Source organism: Paenibacillus xerothermodurans, assembly GCF_002220865.2.
Taxonomy (GTDB): domain Bacteria; phylum Bacillota; class Bacilli; order Paenibacillales; family NBRC-103111; genus Paenibacillus_S; species Paenibacillus_S xerothermodurans.
Genome location: NZ_NHRJ02000015.1, coordinates 48,290 through 65,856, shown reverse-complemented (window position 1 = coordinate 65,856; position 17,567 = coordinate 48,290). Strand labels below are relative to the sequence as shown.

Annotated in this window: 24 protein-coding genes; 6 read left to right on the top strand and 18 right to left on the bottom strand. The window is 51.2% G+C overall.

What is annotated here, in order from left to right; translation table 11 throughout:
* Positions 1–98: 98 nt before the first annotated feature.
* Positions 99–695: a PadR family transcriptional regulator gene (locus tag CBW46_RS17875; RefSeq protein WP_243633384.1), complete on the bottom strand. Its 597-nt coding sequence runs from the start codon at positions 693–695 to the stop codon at positions 99–101.
* A 148-nt stretch (positions 696–843) separates the two neighbouring features.
* Between CBW46_RS17875 and CBW46_RS17870 the strand changes: the two genes are divergently transcribed.
* Complete coding sequence (locus CBW46_RS17870) at positions 844–1,188, top strand: DUF1904 family protein (protein ID WP_089201331.1); 345 nt, start codon at positions 844–846, stop codon at positions 1,186–1,188.
* 115 nt (positions 1,189–1,303) lie between these two features.
* Here CBW46_RS17870 and CBW46_RS17865 read toward each other — a convergent pair whose 3' ends face one another.
* The 4 genes from CBW46_RS17865 to CBW46_RS17850 form a co-directional block, all read right to left on the bottom strand.
* Entirely contained in the window at positions 1,304–1,897 is a 594-nt protein-coding gene (locus tag CBW46_RS17865; protein WP_089201330.1) for a spore coat protein, read from the bottom strand.
* 112 nt (positions 1,898–2,009) lie between these two features.
* The gene (locus CBW46_RS17860) at positions 2,010–2,432 is read right to left on the bottom strand and encodes a hypothetical protein (RefSeq protein ID WP_133254012.1); all 423 of its coding nucleotides are present in this window, start codon (positions 2,430–2,432) and stop codon (positions 2,010–2,012) included.
* Between the two features lie 190 nt (positions 2,433–2,622).
* Positions 2,623–2,958, bottom strand: coding sequence for a hypothetical protein (locus CBW46_RS17855; RefSeq protein WP_089201328.1), 336 nt, complete (start codon positions 2,956–2,958; stop codon positions 2,623–2,625).
* Positions 2,959–3,154: 196 nt separating this feature from the next.
* The gene (locus CBW46_RS17850; protein WP_089201327.1) at positions 3,155–3,343 is read right to left on the bottom strand and encodes a CDGSH iron-sulfur domain-containing protein; all 189 of its coding nucleotides are present in this window, start codon (positions 3,341–3,343) and stop codon (positions 3,155–3,157) included.
* A gap of 164 nt (positions 3,344–3,507) precedes the next feature.
* Here CBW46_RS17850 and CBW46_RS17845 point away from each other — a divergent pair, with 164 nt between their 5' ends.
* Complete coding sequence (locus CBW46_RS17845; RefSeq protein WP_089201326.1) at positions 3,508–3,846, top strand: hypothetical protein; 339 nt, start codon at positions 3,508–3,510, stop codon at positions 3,844–3,846.
* Between the two features lie 109 nt (positions 3,847–3,955).
* Here the strand turns inward: CBW46_RS17845 and CBW46_RS17840 are convergent, their stop codons facing one another.
* The 5 genes from CBW46_RS17840 to CBW46_RS17820 all read right to left on the bottom strand — a co-directional run bounded on the left by CBW46_RS17840 (position 3,956) and on the right by CBW46_RS17820 (position 6,862).
* Positions 3,956–4,369, bottom strand: a complete 414-nt coding sequence (locus CBW46_RS17840) for an NUDIX hydrolase (RefSeq protein WP_089201325.1) — start codon at positions 4,367–4,369, stop codon at positions 3,956–3,958.
* Between the two features lie 69 nt (positions 4,370–4,438).
* The gene (locus CBW46_RS17835) at positions 4,439–4,891 is read right to left on the bottom strand and encodes a DUF441 domain-containing protein (protein WP_089201324.1); all 453 of its coding nucleotides are present in this window, start codon (positions 4,889–4,891) and stop codon (positions 4,439–4,441) included.
* A 146-nt stretch (positions 4,892–5,037) separates the two neighbouring features.
* Positions 5,038–5,325, bottom strand: a complete 288-nt coding sequence (locus CBW46_RS17830) for a hypothetical protein (protein WP_089201323.1) — start codon at positions 5,323–5,325, stop codon at positions 5,038–5,040.
* Positions 5,326–5,403: 78 nt separating this feature from the next.
* Positions 5,404–5,616 carry a hypothetical protein gene (locus CBW46_RS17825; RefSeq protein ID WP_089201322.1) on the bottom strand — a complete coding sequence of 71 codons (213 nt, stop codon included), beginning with the start codon at positions 5,614–5,616 and terminating at the stop codon, positions 5,404–5,406.
* A 376-nt stretch (positions 5,617–5,992) separates the two neighbouring features.
* Positions 5,993–6,862: an alpha/beta fold hydrolase gene (locus tag CBW46_RS17820; protein WP_089201321.1), complete on the bottom strand. Its 870-nt coding sequence runs from the start codon at positions 6,860–6,862 to the stop codon at positions 5,993–5,995.
* 279 nt (positions 6,863–7,141) lie between these two features.
* Between CBW46_RS17820 and CBW46_RS17815 the strand changes: the two genes are divergently transcribed.
* Positions 7,142–7,888 (top strand): stalk domain-containing protein, encoded by a 747-nt coding sequence (locus CBW46_RS17815; protein WP_089201320.1) that lies wholly within the window; start codon positions 7,142–7,144, stop codon positions 7,886–7,888.
* Between the two features lie 18 nt (positions 7,889–7,906).
* Here the strand turns inward: CBW46_RS17815 and CBW46_RS17810 are convergent, their stop codons facing one another.
* Together CBW46_RS17810 and CBW46_RS17805 are read right to left on the bottom strand one after the other, a co-directional pair.
* On the bottom strand, positions 7,907–8,110 hold the full coding sequence (locus tag CBW46_RS17810; protein ID WP_111361089.1) for a hypothetical protein: 204 nt from the start codon (positions 8,108–8,110) through the stop codon (positions 7,907–7,909).
* 189 nt (positions 8,111–8,299) lie between these two features.
* A complete protein-coding gene (locus CBW46_RS17805; protein WP_089201362.1) occupies positions 8,300–9,310 on the bottom strand; it encodes an acrylyl-CoA reductase family protein in 1,011 nt (336 codons plus the stop codon).
* Between the two features lie 513 nt (positions 9,311–9,823).
* Here CBW46_RS17805 and CBW46_RS21950 point away from each other — a divergent pair.
* A complete protein-coding gene (locus CBW46_RS21950) occupies positions 9,824–10,183 on the top strand; it encodes an S-layer homology domain-containing protein (protein ID WP_165842368.1) in 360 nt (119 codons plus the stop codon).
* A gap of 67 nt (positions 10,184–10,250) precedes the next feature.
* Positions 10,251–10,805, top strand: coding sequence for a CAP domain-containing protein (locus CBW46_RS21945; RefSeq protein ID WP_165842367.1), 555 nt, complete (start codon positions 10,251–10,253; stop codon positions 10,803–10,805).
* A gap of 872 nt (positions 10,806–11,677) precedes the next feature.
* On the opposite strand, the gene CBW46_RS17790 is transcribed toward CBW46_RS21945, so the two are convergent.
* Positions 11,678–11,953, bottom strand: coding sequence for a hypothetical protein (locus CBW46_RS17790; protein WP_089201317.1), 276 nt, complete (start codon positions 11,951–11,953; stop codon positions 11,678–11,680).
* A gap of 138 nt (positions 11,954–12,091) precedes the next feature.
* Between CBW46_RS17790 and CBW46_RS17785 the strand changes: the two genes are divergently transcribed.
* Positions 12,092–12,586: a spore coat protein gene (locus CBW46_RS17785; protein ID WP_089201316.1), complete on the top strand. Its 495-nt coding sequence runs from the start codon at positions 12,092–12,094 to the stop codon at positions 12,584–12,586.
* Positions 12,587–12,678: 92 nt separating this feature from the next.
* Here the strand turns inward: CBW46_RS17785 and CBW46_RS17780 are convergent, their stop codons facing one another.
* From CBW46_RS17780 to CBW46_RS17760, 5 genes are all read right to left on the bottom strand, one after another.
* Positions 12,679–12,903 carry a hypothetical protein gene (locus CBW46_RS17780; protein ID WP_089201315.1) on the bottom strand — a complete coding sequence of 75 codons (225 nt, stop codon included), beginning with the start codon at positions 12,901–12,903 and terminating at the stop codon, positions 12,679–12,681.
* A gap of 187 nt (positions 12,904–13,090) precedes the next feature.
* A complete protein-coding gene (locus CBW46_RS21940; RefSeq protein ID WP_243633383.1) occupies positions 13,091–13,756 on the bottom strand; it encodes a DUF3892 domain-containing protein in 666 nt (221 codons plus the stop codon).
* A 355-nt stretch (positions 13,757–14,111) separates the two neighbouring features.
* The gene (motB, locus tag CBW46_RS17770; protein ID WP_089201314.1) at positions 14,112–14,900 is read right to left on the bottom strand and encodes a flagellar motor protein MotB; all 789 of its coding nucleotides are present in this window, start codon (positions 14,898–14,900) and stop codon (positions 14,112–14,114) included.
* A complete protein-coding gene (gene motA / locus CBW46_RS17765; protein ID WP_089201313.1) occupies positions 14,893–15,684 on the bottom strand; it encodes a flagellar motor stator protein MotA in 792 nt (263 codons plus the stop codon). Before motA ends, motB begins: the two co-directional genes overlap by 8 nt.
* Before the next feature lie 235 nt (positions 15,685–15,919).
* The gene (locus tag CBW46_RS17760) at positions 15,920–17,461 is read right to left on the bottom strand and encodes an FAD-dependent oxidoreductase (protein WP_089201312.1); all 1,542 of its coding nucleotides are present in this window, start codon (positions 17,459–17,461) and stop codon (positions 15,920–15,922) included.
* Positions 17,462–17,567: the final 106 nt, after the last annotated feature.

Below are 17,567 nucleotides of genomic sequence, written 5' to 3'. Positions count from 1 at the left end.
TACTTTCGGGACGAGAAAATTAGTGCTATAGCACCAACACAGCATGAAGTCATTATAACACGAAAATGATGACTTCCATATGGAGGAAGCGGAGGAAATTATGGTTCGGGCCGTTCAGCGCATTGGCCCTGTTCCTCATCCAATATATGCATTACCCATGAGCACCATTCCAGCTCCAATTGCGCGCCGGCGATCGCCCTTTTTATCAATATGTAATTACCGAAATATGGCGACCGCAGACCGGGTTCCCCGTCAGATAGTCCCGTTTCCCGCTTTAGTTCGGCGAGCTGTGCGTTATATTTGGCCAGATGATTCTGAAACAGAGCACGGCGCTCCGCTATCAAGTGTCTGGCCTGCCGCGGCTCAGCGAGCGACAAACAATAAGCCTTTAGCAGCAGCTCGTCGCGTTTCACCGGTTCATCCGCCTGCTCCGGTAACCATGAACGCAGCTTAGCGAGTCCCGTCTCGGTGATCGAGTATATCTTTTTATCAGGCTTTTCCTTTTGTGTCACCTGCACAAAACGAACGCAGCCCAGCTGTTCCAGCTTAGCCAGCAGCGGATAAATTTGACTATGCTTGGCCCTCCACAGAGGTTGAATTTGCTGCATCAGCTCATAGCCTGTGCGCGGCTTGACGGAGAGTAAAGCCAGCAGACCATAGGACAGTGTATTCATAGCGCCTCCGACTTCCGGCATTAACGTTGACATCCGCCCGGAACCATAGTACTATTTTGACGAACCTAATTATATGTAAAAATGTACATATACGCAAATGCCAGCGGCTTCTCCTGTACGTTTGTTGATCCGCAGCACCGCATTTATCTCATATAGGGAGACGACCATCATGCCTTATTTACGATTCACAGGATTCGCGGGTGATTCTCTCAGATTGCTTGCTCCACGCATGACGCAGGAATTCGCACAACTGGTGAATATAGAAAGAGAGAAAGTGAAAATCGAGCTGATCGCCAGCGAGGCGATTACTCAAGTGCCGCTAAGCCTGCAAATTATGATGTTTCCGAGAAAGCAGGAGACGCACGATGCGATAGCCGCAGCACTGCATCATATCCTGCGCGAAGCCGGCTATGATCAGGTCCATATTTTTTTCGTGCTGCTCACTCCCTCGCTGTATTATAAAAACGGAGAGCCGCTCACTGCGTATGAGCTGCACAACTCTGCCGATGGATAACGCATGGTCCGATCTACGTATTTTATAAATGAAACATGAAGAAACCTGCGAGCCCTTTCCGCGATGAAAGGACCGCAGGTTTTGTTTTTTGTTTCTACCTTGGCCGTTCTTGGTTTTATGAGTGGATTTGACCGAAATTTGTTTCATAATGGTGCTGCTGCTGCGACTGATGTACTCCGGCGTTCATCGTCCGCATCGTGTGGTCGGCAAGCTGAGGCGATTGATAGAAGCCGCGGTAATTCATATACTGGAACATTTCCCAGGCCATTTCCTGGCACATGTTCGCCGAAGTCGCATGATACATACGAATGTCACGGTCCGCGCACTCGGACGCCCTATACATGCCTATCGCGGATCCGGCTTTGTGCAAGCTCAAGGCAACCTGCGCTATAGTTCCGTCGGATAGCCGTGTGGCGTTCGGGTTGGGTGCAGGTATGTGCGGCCGATGTAATCCGACTTGCGGATTCTCATAGATGCGCAGATCCGGCGTGTGACCCATCATGTTGATACCGCGCCCCTGCAGCAGGTTGATGGCGTAATTGTAGCTTTCGATCATTCGTCTTTGTTGGTCGTACAAAATATCTTTCAGGTGCGTGTCTTCAGCCATCGAGAACAGCAGACCGTACAGCTCGATATGAGCGCCTTTTGTGCGGACCGCCTCCTGAGTTTCCAAATATTCGTGTGCAGAAAAACGCTGCTGCGTTTGCATAAGCAACCTCCTGAATGTGGGCTTAAAGGATGTAATTACAACGCGTAGCATGTCCCAAAACCAAAATGTTATGTACCTTGAACGAACGTGGGATAGCCCGGAGAATGTCTCCCTAATGCTTTTTACCAGCCAATTTACATATAATTACCTCAGTTAACCACAGGAAAAAGGATGCTACTATTGCAGCTACAAAATAGAAATGAGTTTCATTCCAGTAATGGGTGAGATTTTCTAAATGATCGAAATAAACGATTAGACTTATTATCAACACAAATGCAAAACCAAATAATAGATGATATATCAAAGAAATCAACCTCCGCCTGGTTTCTTGAAATTTCTTAGTTAAATGATGAATTAAGATTGAAATGGGTACACCATAAAATAATGTAACGACAAAAACAATAAGTGCAATAACAACACTTACTGCAATTACATCATCTTCCCCAATAGATAATAAAAATAACAAGAAAATCGTGGATAAAATAGTTGAAATGATACTGGCGATTATTTTTCTAGCCATTGTTTTTCGTAACACTATCCTCCTCCCCTTCCTAATTTTTATTTTATAGTATACTTCATAGTCCGAATTTATAAGTATATATGCCTACACTGCAATGCATCCCTATAGCAGCTGTTTGACACTGTCGGCGTGTTCGAATAAAAAAAAGGATTGCACGCCTGTGAATACAGAACGTGCAATCCTCTCGAGTGTGACCGAAGCGCTCTTATTGATACATAACTCCAGCGTTGGCCGGCTGCACTTGAGCTTGGTCGATGCCCTGCATTGTGATATTAGCCACCTGCAGCGCGGTTTGCTCCAGCTGCTGACAAACTTGAGCGCACTGCTGCATACGCTGCATTGCAACTTCGTGCGCCTCCAGCATAGCTTGAACCATCTGAGCAGTTTGGGCTTCACGTTGGGCCAACTGCGCAAGCATGGCGTTATTTTCTTGTTCGCGCTGCAGGATTTGCATATAGGCTTGGTTGGATTGCTGCGTTTGTTGCATTAATTGCTGAAGCACTTGCTGACATTGGCGGGCCTGTTGAACTAAGTTGTACATACTCTCTAATTCCTCCTACAGGATGGTTGGTTTTTTTATACCTCAATTAGCTTTCTTTATTGAATGACATTTTATGCAAACAAAGTTCGGCCCTTTTCGCGCAATGCTGCGAATCGGGCCGATAGATGTGGACTCTTATGTAATTTTGATTACTTGATGTGACCGGTTAAGCAAACGCAGGCGCACAGTGGACATGTCATGCCCTTACTTTACTCTCAAATTGTCCCCGGTGCGCGCCGGTACAGTACGGCTTGTTCGGCGACAGGCCGCATCTGCATAGTGCGAATTGCTCCTTGGTTTCCATAGGCTTACCTTCGCCGTCCAGCAAAGTAACATCTCCGCTAACGAACAATGGGCCATCGTCCATGATTTTGATTTCCGCCATTTCCCTCACCTCCTTTCACTCTACTTCCACATTCATATCCAGAAATCTGAGTTATAAACTCGGGCCAATGCCTAAATAGCTGACGTTGATACTTTCCGATGTAACAAACAGCGCGCTGATAGCGTCCTATAATAGAGTTACCTTTTTAAAGGGGGAATGAATCCGTGGCTACAATCGTTCGTCATACACCAACCGGCCGCCTTTATGTGCTGGTAGGAACCGGCTTTGGCGCAACTCATGCGGTAATGCCAAGCGTGCTTGGGGGGAGTTTGTTTCCAACTGAGAAGGTGCAGGAGATTCCGGTTGCCGCTGTCAGCGACTCCCTCGGCAACATTGCCTGGCTGTATACGCGGGAACTGCAGGTAGTGGAAGTGGATGGAACGGCGATCGGAGATTACTTCAGCGACAACGGGAGCGCTGACCCAGCTGCAAGCTGCTCGGAGAATGCCGTGGAGGAGGTTTGTCCCGGATGCCTGTTCGCCGTTAAGCGAGATGCGGCTTAATGTCCATCGTGCGGGCTGACACTTATCCAGCTTAGCCAGGAAGACAGCGATGACACCGGGCGAACCTAGCGCGGATGCGGTCCAAAATGTGGTGGTATAGGCGTGGTCGTCATATGAGCCCTTTCGCGCGCGCCAGAATCAGACCGATGCCCAGCCTGACATCCGGCCATGTTCCATTGCCGACATATTTGAGGGCGTCATCTACGTTTACATACAACACATAGATTTGTTCGTCATTGTCCAGGTGCTGCTGCTGCTGCCTGATGATATGGTCGGTGAAATACAGCGTAACAACCACCGGATTATTGGCCACGCGATATGTCCCGAGCTCCTTTAAACTGCCTGCGATAAGCCCCGTTTCCTCGCTCAGCTCCCGCAGTGCCCCCTGCCGCGGCTGCTCAGCGTGCTCGATTCTACCGCCGGGCAGCTCGTAGGTGAATTTTCTTTTTCCCTCGCGGAATTGTTTGACAATGACCAGTTTGTTATTATGTATGGCTACGACTTTCACCGCCCGTGTCTGCATATGCGACAAGCCCCTCCTTCTGCCAGATCACCGCGGTTCGTACCTGCTCATACCCGTAGGGCTGTTCAGCTACGATTTCCCAATCACGAGGGACAGGATTCCGGCAGCAATAATCGGGCCTACAGGTACGCCGCGGAAAAACGCCACTCCCAAAATCGTGCCCAACATTAATCCTGTCACCAGCGTGGGTTGATTAGTCATAACTACAACGCCCCGGCTTCCTAAATATGCAACCAGCACCCCTACAGCGACGGCGATGAGCGACTTCCAGTGAGCCAACGTCTGCAGCAGCGCAGGTAGTTCTATGTTCCCGCTGGCGAGCGGAGCAAGGATTCCCATTGTTAATATGATAATTCCAACGGAAACCCCGTACTTTTCAATCCACGGAAAGACTTGATGCAAATTCACAACCCGTATCAGGAGTAGTACCACGGCAGCAACGGCAATGGAATTGTTATTGCTAAATATCCCTAATGCGGCGAAAACCAATATCACGATTGCAGGCAAGTCTAAGTGCGACATAGTCAGGGCTCCTCCACTGCTTATTCATCACCCGCACGCGGTCTTAACGTGAAATACGCCTGTGCGTTCCTAGCCCATAGTGCACTAACAAAGAAAACCCAACGGCAGTCGTAAAACGCTGTTGGGTCTACTTTGTGTTGAATTTGTTAATTTATGCGTGCGTCATGCCCTTTCGGATCGTTCGGCGAGATCTCCGGTATGGGATTGGGCTTAGGAGTGATCTCGGGAGTCACACCGGGGTTGATCTCGGGCGGCGATTTCGGCGTAATTTCGCCCGGCGGATTTGGCTTGATTTCAGGCCCCGGCGGTCTCGGTGTGATCTCAGGCGGCGTCTTTGGCGTGACTTCCGGCGGTACGCTGGGGTTGCGCTCCGGACCCGGCTGAGCCGGCTGCCCACCTGCATCTCCAGTAATCAAATCGGTTTGTGTTGACAAAATAAACACCTCCCTCTCTTATTTATTAAACCAAAGAGGGGAGGTGTGAACGGTTATTTGCAAGAGAACCCGTGGTACTTATTTGAAACTGGCTAACATACCGCTGATAAATGAATATAAAAGATAAATTGCAAACGCATACACACCAATTAGCGAGATTATACGGCCTACCGTATACGGCGGCAAGCCGGTGCTATTCTTTCGGCCTTTCACTCCCGCCATGGTATCATATCGCGTGACTCCGTTCCCCAAGCCTTCTCTCTGTTCCACAGCTGTCTGTTCTTTTGTCAATCGAATTACCTCCTGTAGTTTCAGATTGCGGGCGGTGACGTGCTTCATTGCGACTCGTAAAACTGATATCAGGATGGATCAGAAGACAAACTTCTTACTCTTTTTACTACATACAGCCATTATATGAAACAGACACTTTATTCCAACACTAAAAAACCTTGCTTCTTCAACAAATTCCGATGCTAATCACACTGTGATTTATCCTGCATCTAATGTGATGTTATGTGCCGCGCAGGGCCAAAAGACCGCGGTCACCGCGGCCTCCGGATGGCGACCAGACTTGCATTCGCACAATGCCCGCCGGTGCCGAGGCTCCCATGCAATCAATTCCTGGGTGGACACGCAGGGCCATAACGGGCCAATTTCCAACCGCCGCCTACGTATAGTGCTGCTCCTCATGCACCTCGGACTCCTGCCGCCATACGGGATAAGCGCCTATCTCTCCGCCGGTGTCCGATACATCATGGTCGCGCGCCTGCTTTGCATAATCCATCCAAGCTCGAATGCTTTGCTCCAACCTGGCCGGCTCTTTGGTGACGAGCTGGTGGCCCGCTCTATCAATCAGATGCAGTGTGCTATTAGGTAAGCTGTGCTGCAGGGTCAAGGCGTATCGGTGGAACGCATGATCCTTCTGGCCATATAGGAGGAGCGTAGGCGCGTGGATATCTTTCAGCCGTCTCGTACAAGAGTAGTCCAAGCTGCTGGCAAAATACTCGTACATGTTGCGGACATTGCCATGCGCGGAGTGCCTGAACTGATTTTTGAATGTCCACATCATATCGGCGTTACCTGCGGAAATGACTGCCGCGACAGCATGTCTGCTTCTCAGCTTTGCCAGCTGCAGCATCAGTTTGATGAGACTGCGATTGTACCAATCACTGAGCTCCGGCATCGAGCTGATCAGAATTCCGCCGAGAAACTGCTCGGGATAGGTCAGCAGCGCATGCATGGCTACACTCCCGCCTTGAGAGTAACCGCAGAGGTATGCCTGGCGCAGCCGCAGCTTGTCCATCAGCTGTCTAATGTCTTCCGCGATCAGCGGATAAGTGACTTGTGCTGCGGATGGCGCGCTCTGGCCGTGCCCCCGAACATCCAATGTAATCACCTGAAATGAATCCGATAAACGTGCACGCAGATACGCAAAACAGTCGCCTGTCAGCGCGGGAGGGTGTATGCATATAATCGGCACGCCCTTTCCCATTTTATGGTAATGAATCCTCGTACCGTTGACTTCCGCCATCGGCATGTTAGAACACCTCTCTTTGTGCCTTTGTTACGGTTAAGGTGTCCTAAATGATCCAATTCATGCAAGTGGCCCCGCTCAGCGTGGGACACGTGAGTCTGCGGCGAATACTCAGGCTCTTGTTGGATGTCGCTCGTTTCTTTTTGCCAGATAAATGCCAACATCAGTGCTTTAGTAGTAAAAAAAATTACCAAAAAATAGTTATTATGGCGCGTGTCAGTACAAGTAATGGCATGGTAAAATGTGTGAAGTTTTTCATACTGATATCCCTAGGAGGAAACTATGAAAAGAGCTGCAAAAATCGCACTTCTGGCGTTAACAGGGGTGACGCTCCTGTCAGGCGGGGCATATGCGGGCGCTAATTCAGAACTCATACAAGCCTACCTGAATCACAGCATGACATTCAAAGTGGACGGTAAAAATTGGACCCCTATCGATCAGGACGGTAACCGGCTGTATCCGATCGTATACAACGGCTCTTCGTACCTGCCGGTACGGGCATTAGGTACGGTAGTCGGCGCGAGCGTCGGCTGGGATGAAGATACCAGCACGATCTTGATCGCCCGTCCGGGAACAGCACCTGTCCTGGATACGCCGCCAACCGCTCCCCCGCCCGTACAGAGCACGAACAGTACGAATGCCGATGACGGGGTCGAAAAACTGAAGCTGGACGAGAATTACAGCCCGGAGGAAGCCAAACGCATCCTGACGAAATACTTTGATCAAACATTAAGAGATTATTACAATAAAAAGATTTCAGCCGCAAGCTTATACACGTCGGCTTATGTCGGCTCGTTCCAAGGAAATTTTGATTTGGGTGACTCGCACACGCTGACCGGGTATGAAGTATTGGAATACCCCGAGTATGCCGCGGGCAACCAATTATCGTATCTCCTCATGGTGAACGTTAAAGTCGTAGACGTGCTAACTAAAGAAGAAACAACGGAGAATATCCGTTTCAAAATTATTTTGACCGCTGAAGACGGGTTTATGAAAGTTGCGCAGGCTTATCCGATGCCGGTGTTTTGACGATGCACTAAATACGTATTAATATTTACTCGCTTCGGCAGTATCGTCCTCAGCTTCGTCAGTGTCGTCCTTACCGTCGAAAGCGTCCTCAATGTTGTCAATCGTCTCCTCCACCCATGGGCTCACCATATCGGTAGGAGCTATATCCTGCTGCTCCTCCGGTATGGTAATACCGGCAAACGTGTTGGAAACATCGGGCTCTCTATGTTGTTTGTCCATCATTGCTCCCACCTTTATCAAAATTGACTTACACGTTATTACCCGCTCGCCGCACCTGTTTAACAGCAGTGACGGGCAGATACATGCGCAGGCAAAAGACTTGGATTGTGCGGCGCGGCGGGAAAGCGAACAGATCGGACCACGACAAAAAAGCTGTTCCCATGCGTGCGGCAGGGAACAGCGTGAACTTGCTTACAATTCGACTATGATTCTTCCTCTTGCTCGGCCTGCCAATAGGTCTTGTAGTGCCGATGGGACGTCACGCAGACGTACCGTACGGGCGCAGATCAGTTCCAGTGTTCCGGTGGGCTGCAGCGCTTCCGCTGTGTCCGCCCACAATGCATAGCGCCGCTCAATGGGGCATTGTACGGAATCAATACCCAGAAGACTCACGCCCCGCAAAATAAACGGATGCACCGTAGTAGGAACCGCTCCGCCCCCGGTTAAACCGCTGACTGCAACGGAGCCGCCGTAACGGATCGAAGCAAGGACAAAGGCGAGCGAACGGCCGCCCACCGGATCAACGGCGGCCGCCCACGTTTGCTTCTCCAGCGGTTTAACGGCGGCATCTGGGCTGAGCTCGCGGCGAGCAACGATGTGGCGGGCGCCCAATGCCCGCAAATACTCGTGCTCGGCCTCTTTGCCCGTACTGGCGGCGACCTCGTAGCCTTTGGCAGCCAGCAGCGCAACGGCGCAGCTGCCCACGCCGCCGGTCGCACCGGTCACGAGCACAGGGCCTTGCCCGGGCCACAGCCCGTTGTGTTCCAGCCGCTCGATCGATATGGCGGCTGTGAATCCCGCGGTGCCGAGCGCCATCGCATCGCGCAGATCCAGCTGCGGCGGCACACGCACGACCCAGTCAGCGGGAACGCGGGCCAGCGGACTCAATCCCCCGAAGTGCGTCACGCCGAGGCCGAAGCCGGTCGCAAGCACACGCTCTCCCGGTGAAAACCGGCTGTCGGACGATTCCAGCACCTCTCCGGCCAAATCAATCCCGGGAACCATTGGATAAGTTCGGATGATACCTCCATCCGGCTGACACGCCAGCGCATCCTTGTAGTTCAGGCTGGAAAACCGCACGCGGATCAACACCTCGCCAGGCGGAAGATCGCCCGATTGCATTTCCCGTAGGCCCACCTCCAGCGCTCCCCCCCGTTTATCGACAACCAAGGCTTCAAATGATCCAGTTGAATCGTATCCCATGTCCATCTCCCCTTTTCCATACTTGTCCTGCTTGGATATCAGTGCAGATGCTCGTTTTATCGCTGAGGCACCGTGACGCATCAGCCGCTGTCCTACATTTTCCCTTAAATTATACATTGTCAAGTCACACATTACACGAGCACAATGTTAGGTCCGGGCTTGGGGACTTCAGGCTGTCATTCCGCGAGTTCCCCCGTGCCGCTCCACCGAATCATTTTGGTGCATTGGCCAGCGAGCAAATATGGTGAATGTCTTGGCTAGCAAAGAGACGTAAGCTCGCTGCAAGGGCTTGCCGTCCGCCGATCTCACGATGACAATAGAACACGTATTTACCATCTACTGGTTGTAAGCCGGTGTAAAACATCCAACCACAGGTAAAGTCTAAAGCTCACTTGCGAAAATTGTCGAACGATTATGGACTACCTCCCGCAACGACCGCTTTGCGTGTGTTGCTGCCGGCTTTCGCTAACAATCACAGTTTTGCTCACGCAAACTTTTAGGAGGACAAACACCGTGAAAAAACCACTCACTGCCGCCCTGCTGCCTATTGCCCTCTCCGTTTCAACCTTACTCGCGCTGTGTTCCGATGCTGCTGCCGGTGTTCACGCCGCGCCAGCTGCAGGCACGGCGGCATTCAAGGATACGACCAGCCATTGGGCCGCTGGCGCCATCCGCTGGTCCGTGCAGAACGGTATCGCAGATGGTTACGCGGATGGTACCTTCCGCCCGGTCACGCCGGTATCGGAGCCAATGTTTCTCGCAATGCTGCTGCGCGCTTATCCCGAAGTGAAGCTGCCCGCTGCGGCACCTGATTCACCTTGGCATAAACCATACTACGACCTCGCGGTCAGTGGAATGGCCGGTTGCGCATAGTACCGATGCAAAGAAGTTCAACCGTGGACGAACCGCTATGATCGTTGCCGCCAGAGCTAACACTCGCATGCTAATCAATAACGGCGACGATGAGTTTGGAACATATGAAATGGACGGGTGTTACGTTACATTCTTCTACGACCTCCACCGCAGCGGCGTCGTAACCGGAGTACAGGCCGTTGACAAGGCGACCGAGCTGGGGATGTCCTCCTTCTATCCGGAAGCCAGCAGCACGCTGGTATCCGCTTACGAGCGGCAAAGCTTCGATTTGGCCAATGCGGCCCGCGCGAAGCTTGGCATGTCTCCTTTTGCTTGGGATGATAGGATTGCCGGTACTGCTCGGAAACACAGCCAGGACATGGCTGCCAACGACTTCTTCGACCATAACAATTTGCAAGGCGCATCGCCATTTGATCGGATGAAGCGTGATGGCATTAAGATCCGGGCCGCAGCCGAAAATATCGCCGCCGGCCAAACGAGCGCGATCTTCGCCCACCATGGCTGGATGAATTCCGAAGGCCACCGAAAGAATCTATTGAGCGACATCAAAAGGCTTGGTGTCGGTGTGGCGTTCGGCGGCAGCATGTCTATTTATTACACGCAAAATTTCTACACGCCTTAACCGCCTGCGACGAGCAAATTCCTTCACACCACAGGGTCGGCTTCCATGATGTAAAAAAGAACCCCGTTGCCATCCGGCACGGGGCTTCAAGGTTCATATATTAAAAAAAGGGGGTCATCTATTATTATATGCCCTGCTTGTTATCAAATTATGAACTAAATATTTCATTTACATTACATTTTTTTCCTTAAATCATTGGTTTTCCATGCATATTGCGACTTTTCTCTCAGCCGTCATGTTCCGTTAAGCACAAAGTCCCTCCTGCAGGCGAACGAGCCCATCAGCTACAGCCAATAGCATACGGCATCTCGATGCACGATCTGCCGAAGAAGTAGGCGCGATAAGGCTGAACAGTCGTCGTTACATGCACATCGCATAGGCGACCACGCGTTCCATCTCGAACAGCATGCATGGTTTCGCTGGAAAATGGTCATATTACAAAACGTCCAACAATTACCTTGCAGAGAGGAGCATTTCAACATGAAAGTATTTGAGATCGACCAACCTGAGACCACCGAAATAGATAGAGAAACTCCGCATCCAGATGGTACCGACGTATCGGGTGAGCGATAAGCACAATCCCCACTGAAAACTCGGTGGGGATTTTTGCTGACGAAAACCAACTCATATCACTTTTTTATTTTAAGTTCGCATCTTCATTGGGGGGACAACACATGAAAGCATTGAAAGAGCTGAAAGAGTTCGTAGACTATTTACCCAAGCAGCCGAGGTTATGCCGCGGCTGTGTGTGGGGGACCTGGGACGGCACAAAGCAATATTGTTCCAAGATCAAGTGTGTGCGATCAACAACGTAACCCGGAGCCGCGGCTCCGGTTTTTGCATTGAGATTGGCGCATCCACTTTCCTCCGAGTCACCTCTGCCGCGCTTGCTGCCAGTAGCTGCCCTCACCGAAGTAATCTTGGCACGCTGTATCCAGCATCTGCAATGAACGGATAAAGGCTTTCAAATCACATGTATGAAACGTGTCTCGCAGCTCGCGGTCCTCTTCCGTCACCGAGTAAACATGGATTTCCGCACAACCATCCCACCGGATATTGACATCCAGGTGTTGATCCTCCGTCTCCAGCTCCAACGCTGTCACGCCGTGATCTTCCTCTCGTCGATGCACTGTTTTCACTACCCACATACCTGCACACCACCTCTGCGCTTAGCATAGCCCAACACCTAACAGTCTCATACGCCACCGAATTTAACCCGGACAAATCACCTACGCCCAGATCTGGGCATATATTGACCACAGATTAACGGGATGGAGTGTGACAAAATGGAGAAATTAACAAAAGGATATCCAAGACATTTAGCGTGGCATGAAACATTGGAAATGCACGAGCTGGTGGCGTTTCAGTCGGCTCAGCTGGTCGCTTTCAAAAAGAAGCTTCCCATGGTTAAGGACCCAGCGCTAAGAGCCTTATACGGGGAGACGATTCAATGCGTGGAAAACAACATCCGAGAGCTGCTGCAGTATTATCCTCACGCACCTAAGCCGGGCTACAGCCGCGATGATCACGAGTTTACCGCAGTGGAATCGATTCAGCTGCTGGGCTTCGCGAAAACAGCTGTGCGCTACTACGCCATAGCCATCACCGAAACGGCTACCCCGCAGCTGCGGGAAACGCTGCATAAACAACTGAACATCTTGATCGCCCTGCATGCCAAAGCGTTTTACTTTATGTATGAGCGCAGTTATTATCCCTCATACAACCTGGAGCAATTATTGGCCAACGATGTGAAAGTTGCTCACTTGGCGTTGTCACTGTGAGCGCCTCGCAAAATAAGGGAAAGGCAGCAGCCCCGAGCTGCTCCTTTCCCTTTGCTTTTTACATCAGTTTACGATAGCATCGAGCGTGCGGATTATTCCAAAACTTCGCGGTCTTCTTCCAATTGCTCATTCAGTCGGCTGGCGGCCTCCGTGTGTCCGGTGTTGAACGCTTGACCTACCGAAGCATTGGCATGTCTCAACGATTGCTCCGCCTGTTCGAGCATCCGGTCGGAAGGATGTTCTTCCGCCTGAGCCACCGCGTTGTGAGCTGTTTCTACCGAATTTACCGCCTGTGTTACTTTATTTTGTTCTGCCACGGGAATCACCTCCTTTTCATTGTACCCGTCTTAATATCTCCTGTTAAAGCAAATTAATCCGCGTACATGCGGCCGGTTCGCCCAGAATCTACTGTGAAACACAACATGCCACATGCTGACCGGGAAACAGCAATTGATTAACAGCATGAAACATATGCGATGTTAATGCTTCACACCCGCGAAGGCATCAAAACCTGGGCAAATTCGAAAGGTTATTGCTGGGATCGCCATCCGGATAAGAGCGCAGCGTCTTCTGGCCCTCACGGTTTCTGCCGGTATTGACGTCCTCGATCATGCCCGCTTCTGCCATTCCGATAGCGTGAGCGATATCCGCTACTGCTCCATTTTGGAATTGCACCGCACCGATAGCACCGTTGTCATAGTGCACGGCGCGAATAATCGCTTTGTTGGGATTAACGGTATGAGGTCCCATCCCATACTGCGTGCCGTCCCTCATATAAGTACCGTATTGAATGGGCTGCCCAGTTGGACTGTAGCCGGTGTAGCCTCCTTGAAATCCAACGTTTCGGTCATCAGCATTATTGATCCCCGTGTTGCGCCTTCCATAAGGGGCACGCGGATTACCGGACGCGCCGGGCATGGGCATGCCGCCTGCGCGCGATCTCGTGCCAACAATCTCCGATGGAGCGAACATCCCCTGCTGCGTAATGCCTGCAGAGCCAATATTTGTCGGCTGAGATCCGACGCCAGCGGCTTGTCTGAATGGCATGAAGTGCCGGTAATCCGGTATCGGCTGCCCATTCCAGGCAAAGCTACCGTTGTGCGTTGGTTCTACGGCGTTTTCATAAGCTGTGTTCGGTCCCCAGTAAGTCATCCGCCCGCGTGTTGGCATATGCATCAACTCCTCTATGGCTTTCACGTTTGTGCTGCACTGGCAGCGTCCCCTTGCTGCGACTGCTTCCCCTGCTGCAACTGCTTTCCCCCCTGCAACTGCTGACCCCCAGCTCTGTGTGGCCTATGCCGCGGCTGCTCCATATGAATGCTGACTTCGCCCTTATTAAGGGTGCACCCACAAGGGCAAAACATGCATCCTCTGGCGCGCAGCCTACCGTTGGAATAACAAAACCGACTGCCTTGGAACCGCAGCTCAATTGCTAGACTTGTCTAACTTGTTGGGTGCAGTTCAGCCGCAGCCGGTTATACACGAAAAAATATGAATAGATTTGGACGGGTGCTGAAGGCAAAGGTTATGCCCCACCTGCTGCAGGCTTAACATTCCGTATGACACTTACTTCAACACGGCGGTTGACCGCTCTTCCTTCGGCGGTATCGTTACTCTCCAAAGCATGATACTCGCCGTAGCCGGTAGAACTGAACAACGAAGGATCCACTGACTGGTTAGCAAGCAGCAGCCTCATGAAGTTCACTGCCCGCGTCGAGCTCAGTTCCCAGTTATCGCTGAATTCCCCGTTGGTGATCGGCACGTTATCAGTAAAGCCAGCCACTTGAACCTCATATCCCGGGTACTGCGCAAGCATATCCGAAATAGCGAGCGCCAGCTTCCTCGACTCGTCTTTGAGTGCGGCGGAACCCGACTCGAACAAGGCACGATCACGGATGGTGACCATCAATCTGTCATGAGTGAGTTTGGTGTCGAGCTGTGTGGTCAGCTGATTCTGCTCGATGTACGCATCCAGCTGTTTTTTTAACTCCTCCAATTCTCTTTCTTCCTTGTGAAGCTGTGCAGCCATCGCCTGCTGTTCAGGTGCATGCGTTGCCGGTGCGTCGTATTTTTTGCTGTCCACATTCGGCGCTATGTTCATAGGCACTACGTTGGACACTTGAAATTGGCCCGTTCCACCGGTGAACGCCGAGTTGAGGGAATGCATCAAAATGTCATATTTCTTAGCATCCATATTGCTCATCGCGAACAAAATGATAAAGAGAGCCAACAGCAGCGTCAGTAAATCAGCGTAAGGAATGAGCCATGATTCATCCACGTGTTCTTCGTGATGTTCTTTCTTGTGCTTACTCATCGCGACCACCCTGCTCGTCGTCCTCAGAAGGCCGCGCCGAAGTTGGCAGGAAGATCATAAGCTTTTGCCGAACCGCTGTCACCGACACGCCGGATTGAATGGACAGCAGGCCTTCCACCATCATCATTCTTATTTCCGCCTCTTTTTTGGACTTTTGCTTCAGTTTGTTTGCAATCGGGTGCCACATGACATACCCGGAGAAAATCCCTAACAGCGTCGCCACGAAGGCTGCGGAAATCAAATGGCCCAACGCTTCGACCTCGGCCAGGTTGCCGAGTGCCGCGATGAGTCCGACCACAGCGCCGAGTACGCCAAGAGTCGGAGCATACGTACCCGCTTGAACGAATATGTGCGCGCCTGAGCGGTGACGTTCCTCCATCGCACTGATGTCCTCCAACAACACGTCCCTGACGAACTCCTGATCATTTCCGTCGACGATGAGGCGCAATCCGCTTTTGAGAAACGGGTTGTCCACCCTTTCAATCTGGGCTTCCAGTGAAAGCAGCCCTTCGCGGCGGGTGATGCTCACCCACTCGGAAAACAGTTCAACGAGCTCCATTTTCGAGACGAGCTTTTGTTCGGTAAAAACCAGCTTGATCAGCTTTGGAAACTTCTTTAAATCCTCCAGCGGGAACCCTATGAATAAGGCTGCTGCAGTACCGACGAATATAATTAAGAGAGCAGCCGGATTGGCTAGTGCGGCCAGGCTGGCTCCTTTCAACACCATGCCGACCCCAACAGCAATAACAGCAAGTACACACCCGATTATTGTCGATTTTTCCATGATAAATCCTTCCGTTTCTATGAATTTTGCAATACTGTTTTTTAATTATATCGGGAACAGTCTTCCTGGTAATTACAGTTTTTTTACGGGGCCGCGCAAATTTTGCAGGATTTGATCGAAATGAGTCGTTTGTATGAACGTTATGAGGCAAAAAACACACTTTTGTGCATTAAGTCCTATAACACCAAAAGGGACGTCCCATTAATCGGAACGCCCAAGTCCAATTTTATACAGTTTAAGGGTAGTGCACCTTGCCTAATCGCTTCTTCGCCGGCCCCTCGATCACTTCTCCTTGATACGTAAACCGTGAGCCATGACACGGGCAGTCCCAGCTCCTTTCTCCCGCGTTCCATTGCAGCTCACATTTCATATGGGTGCAGGTTGTGTCCACCAGATGCAAGCGCCCTTGTGCGTCCCGGTACGCTCCCGCCCGCTGGCCATTGACGCGTACGGCCGCCCCTTCATCATTCAACAGCTGCTCCGGCGTCTTTTGCACCATTTCCAGCTTACCAGTAATGTAATGCTTGACTACATCGGCGTTTTCGGTGATGAATGTTTTGACACTTGGGTCCGCATGAAATCTGGACGGTGCAAAAAGATCCGTGTAGCGGTTTGCTTCGCCCATGATCAGCTGCACATTCATCAGAGCCGATAGGACGCCTGTGGTCATGCCCCATTTTTTGAACCCGGTTGCGACCATGACCTTGCGCTCCTCGGATGTGACATGGCCGATATACGGCAGCCTATCCAGCGTGAAAAAGTCCTGTGCCGACCATCTATAGCGGATGCCCCGCAATCCGAATGTTTCCTCTCCAAACTGCTGCAGCGCTTCATAATGCTTCATCGTGCACCCGCCCTGCCCCGTTTGGTGCCCTTCACCGCCGATGATGAGCATGTCCTCACCGTCCAGCACAGCAGACCGCAGCGACCTTTTCGGGTCGTCGGCGCTGATATACATGCCCCCGGGAAACTCTGACTTCGCCAACACGCCCAATGCATAAGACCTGCTTGGAAACATCCTCATGTGGTAATAGCCGCCGGCACCGTAAAAAGGAAAGTGGGAACAGGACACCGCGTAGGTACATGCAATTTTGTGGCCGTGGTTTGTCGTGATTTTGGCTGGAGTGCCTTTTTCCAGTGTCTCTGCCGTGGTGTATTCAAAGATCAAACCGCCGTGTTCTGCGATATATCGGACTAGCGGCTGCAAAAACTTGATTGGATTGAACTGCGCCTGGTCTCTCATTCTCACCGCAGCTTTAGTCGTGAACGGCAGCGGGGTATCGTCCAAGTAGTCGCCGGGTATGCCGAGCTGTTCATAGGCTTTGAATTCCGCCTGAAGCTTATCAATGCTATCATCGGAGCCCGTGTAAACGTGCGCGTGCTGCTCTGCGAAATCACATTCGATCCTGTGCTCATTTATAGTTTGCTTGATAAATTCTATTGCCTCATGATTCGCATCATAATAAAGTCTCGCTTGCTCCGCACCAAAATGAGAGATTAACTCATTGTAGATTAAATCATGCTGCGCGGTAATTTTGGCGGTCGTATGTCCCGTTGTGCCGTGCATGAGCCGGCCTGCCTCGACCAGTGCCACCTTAAGCCCTTGCTTTGTCAGCAAATACGCCGTCGTTATACCGGATATGCCCCCGCCAACCACAGCTGCATCTACGGTTATATCGTGTGTCAGCTTAGGAAAGCTTGGGAAGTTCGAAGAAGCCAGCCAATATGATTCTGAGACTTGCGGAAGCGCTGCCGGAATGGCATCTTTATGTGTCATCAAACATTCCCCCCCCAACAAACATTTAGCCTAATATAGCCAATATGAACCGCTTTTATGCGAAAACAGCCAGGTGAAAATCGGACATGAATCGATGATATTTTTC

Coding starts and splice junctions, on each gene's coding strand:
- CBW46_RS17875 (WP_243633384.1), bottom strand. CDS start 695: ATGCCGGAAGTCGGAGGCGCTATGAATACACTGTCCTATGGTCTGCTG.
- CBW46_RS17870 (WP_089201331.1), top strand. CDS start 844: ATGCCTTATTTACGATTCACAGGATTCGCGGGTGATTCTCTCAGATTG.
- CBW46_RS17865 (WP_089201330.1), bottom strand. CDS start 1,897: ATGCAAACGCAGCAGCGTTTTTCTGCACACGAATATTTGGAAACTCAG.
- CBW46_RS17855 (WP_089201328.1), bottom strand. CDS start 2,958: ATGTACAACTTAGTTCAACAGGCCCGCCAATGTCAGCAAGTGCTTCAG.
- CBW46_RS17850 (WP_089201327.1), bottom strand. CDS start 3,343: ATGGCGGAAATCAAAATCATGGACGATGGCCCATTGTTCGTTAGCGGA.
- CBW46_RS17840 (WP_089201325.1), bottom strand. CDS start 4,369: ATGCAGACACGGGCGGTGAAAGTCGTAGCCATACATAATAACAAACTG.
- CBW46_RS17835 (WP_089201324.1), bottom strand. CDS start 4,891: ATGTCGCACTTAGACTTGCCTGCAATCGTGATATTGGTTTTCGCCGCA.
- CBW46_RS17820 (WP_089201321.1), bottom strand. CDS start 6,862: ATGCCGATGGCGGAAGTCAACGGTACGAGGATTCATTACCATAAAATG.
- CBW46_RS17815 (WP_089201320.1), top strand. CDS start 7,142: ATGAAAAGAGCTGCAAAAATCGCACTTCTGGCGTTAACAGGGGTGACG.
- CBW46_RS17810 (WP_111361089.1), bottom strand. CDS start 8,110: ATGATGGACAAACAACATAGAGAGCCCGATGTTTCCAACACGTTTGCC.
- CBW46_RS17805 (WP_089201362.1), bottom strand. CDS start 9,310: ATGGGATACGATTCAACTGGATCATTTGAAGCCTTGGTTGTCGATAAA.
- CBW46_RS21945 (WP_165842367.1), top strand. CDS start 10,251: ATGCTAATCAATAACGGCGACGATGAGTTTGGAACATATGAAATGGAC.
- CBW46_RS17790 (WP_089201317.1), bottom strand. CDS start 11,953: ATGTGGGTAGTGAAAACAGTGCATCGACGAGAGGAAGATCACGGCGTG.
- CBW46_RS17785 (WP_089201316.1), top strand. CDS start 12,092: ATGGAGAAATTAACAAAAGGATATCCAAGACATTTAGCGTGGCATGAA.
- CBW46_RS21940 (WP_243633383.1), bottom strand. CDS start 13,756: ATGCCAACACGCGGGCGGATGACTTACTGGGGACCGAACACAGCTTAT.
- motB (WP_089201314.1), bottom strand. CDS start 14,900: ATGAGTAAGCACAAGAAAGAACATCACGAAGAACACGTGGATGAATCA.
- motA (WP_089201313.1), bottom strand. CDS start 15,684: ATGGAAAAATCGACAATAATCGGGTGTGTACTTGCTGTTATTGCTGTT.
- CBW46_RS17760 (WP_089201312.1), bottom strand. CDS start 17,461: ATGACACATAAAGATGCCATTCCGGCAGCGCTTCCGCAAGTCTCAGAA.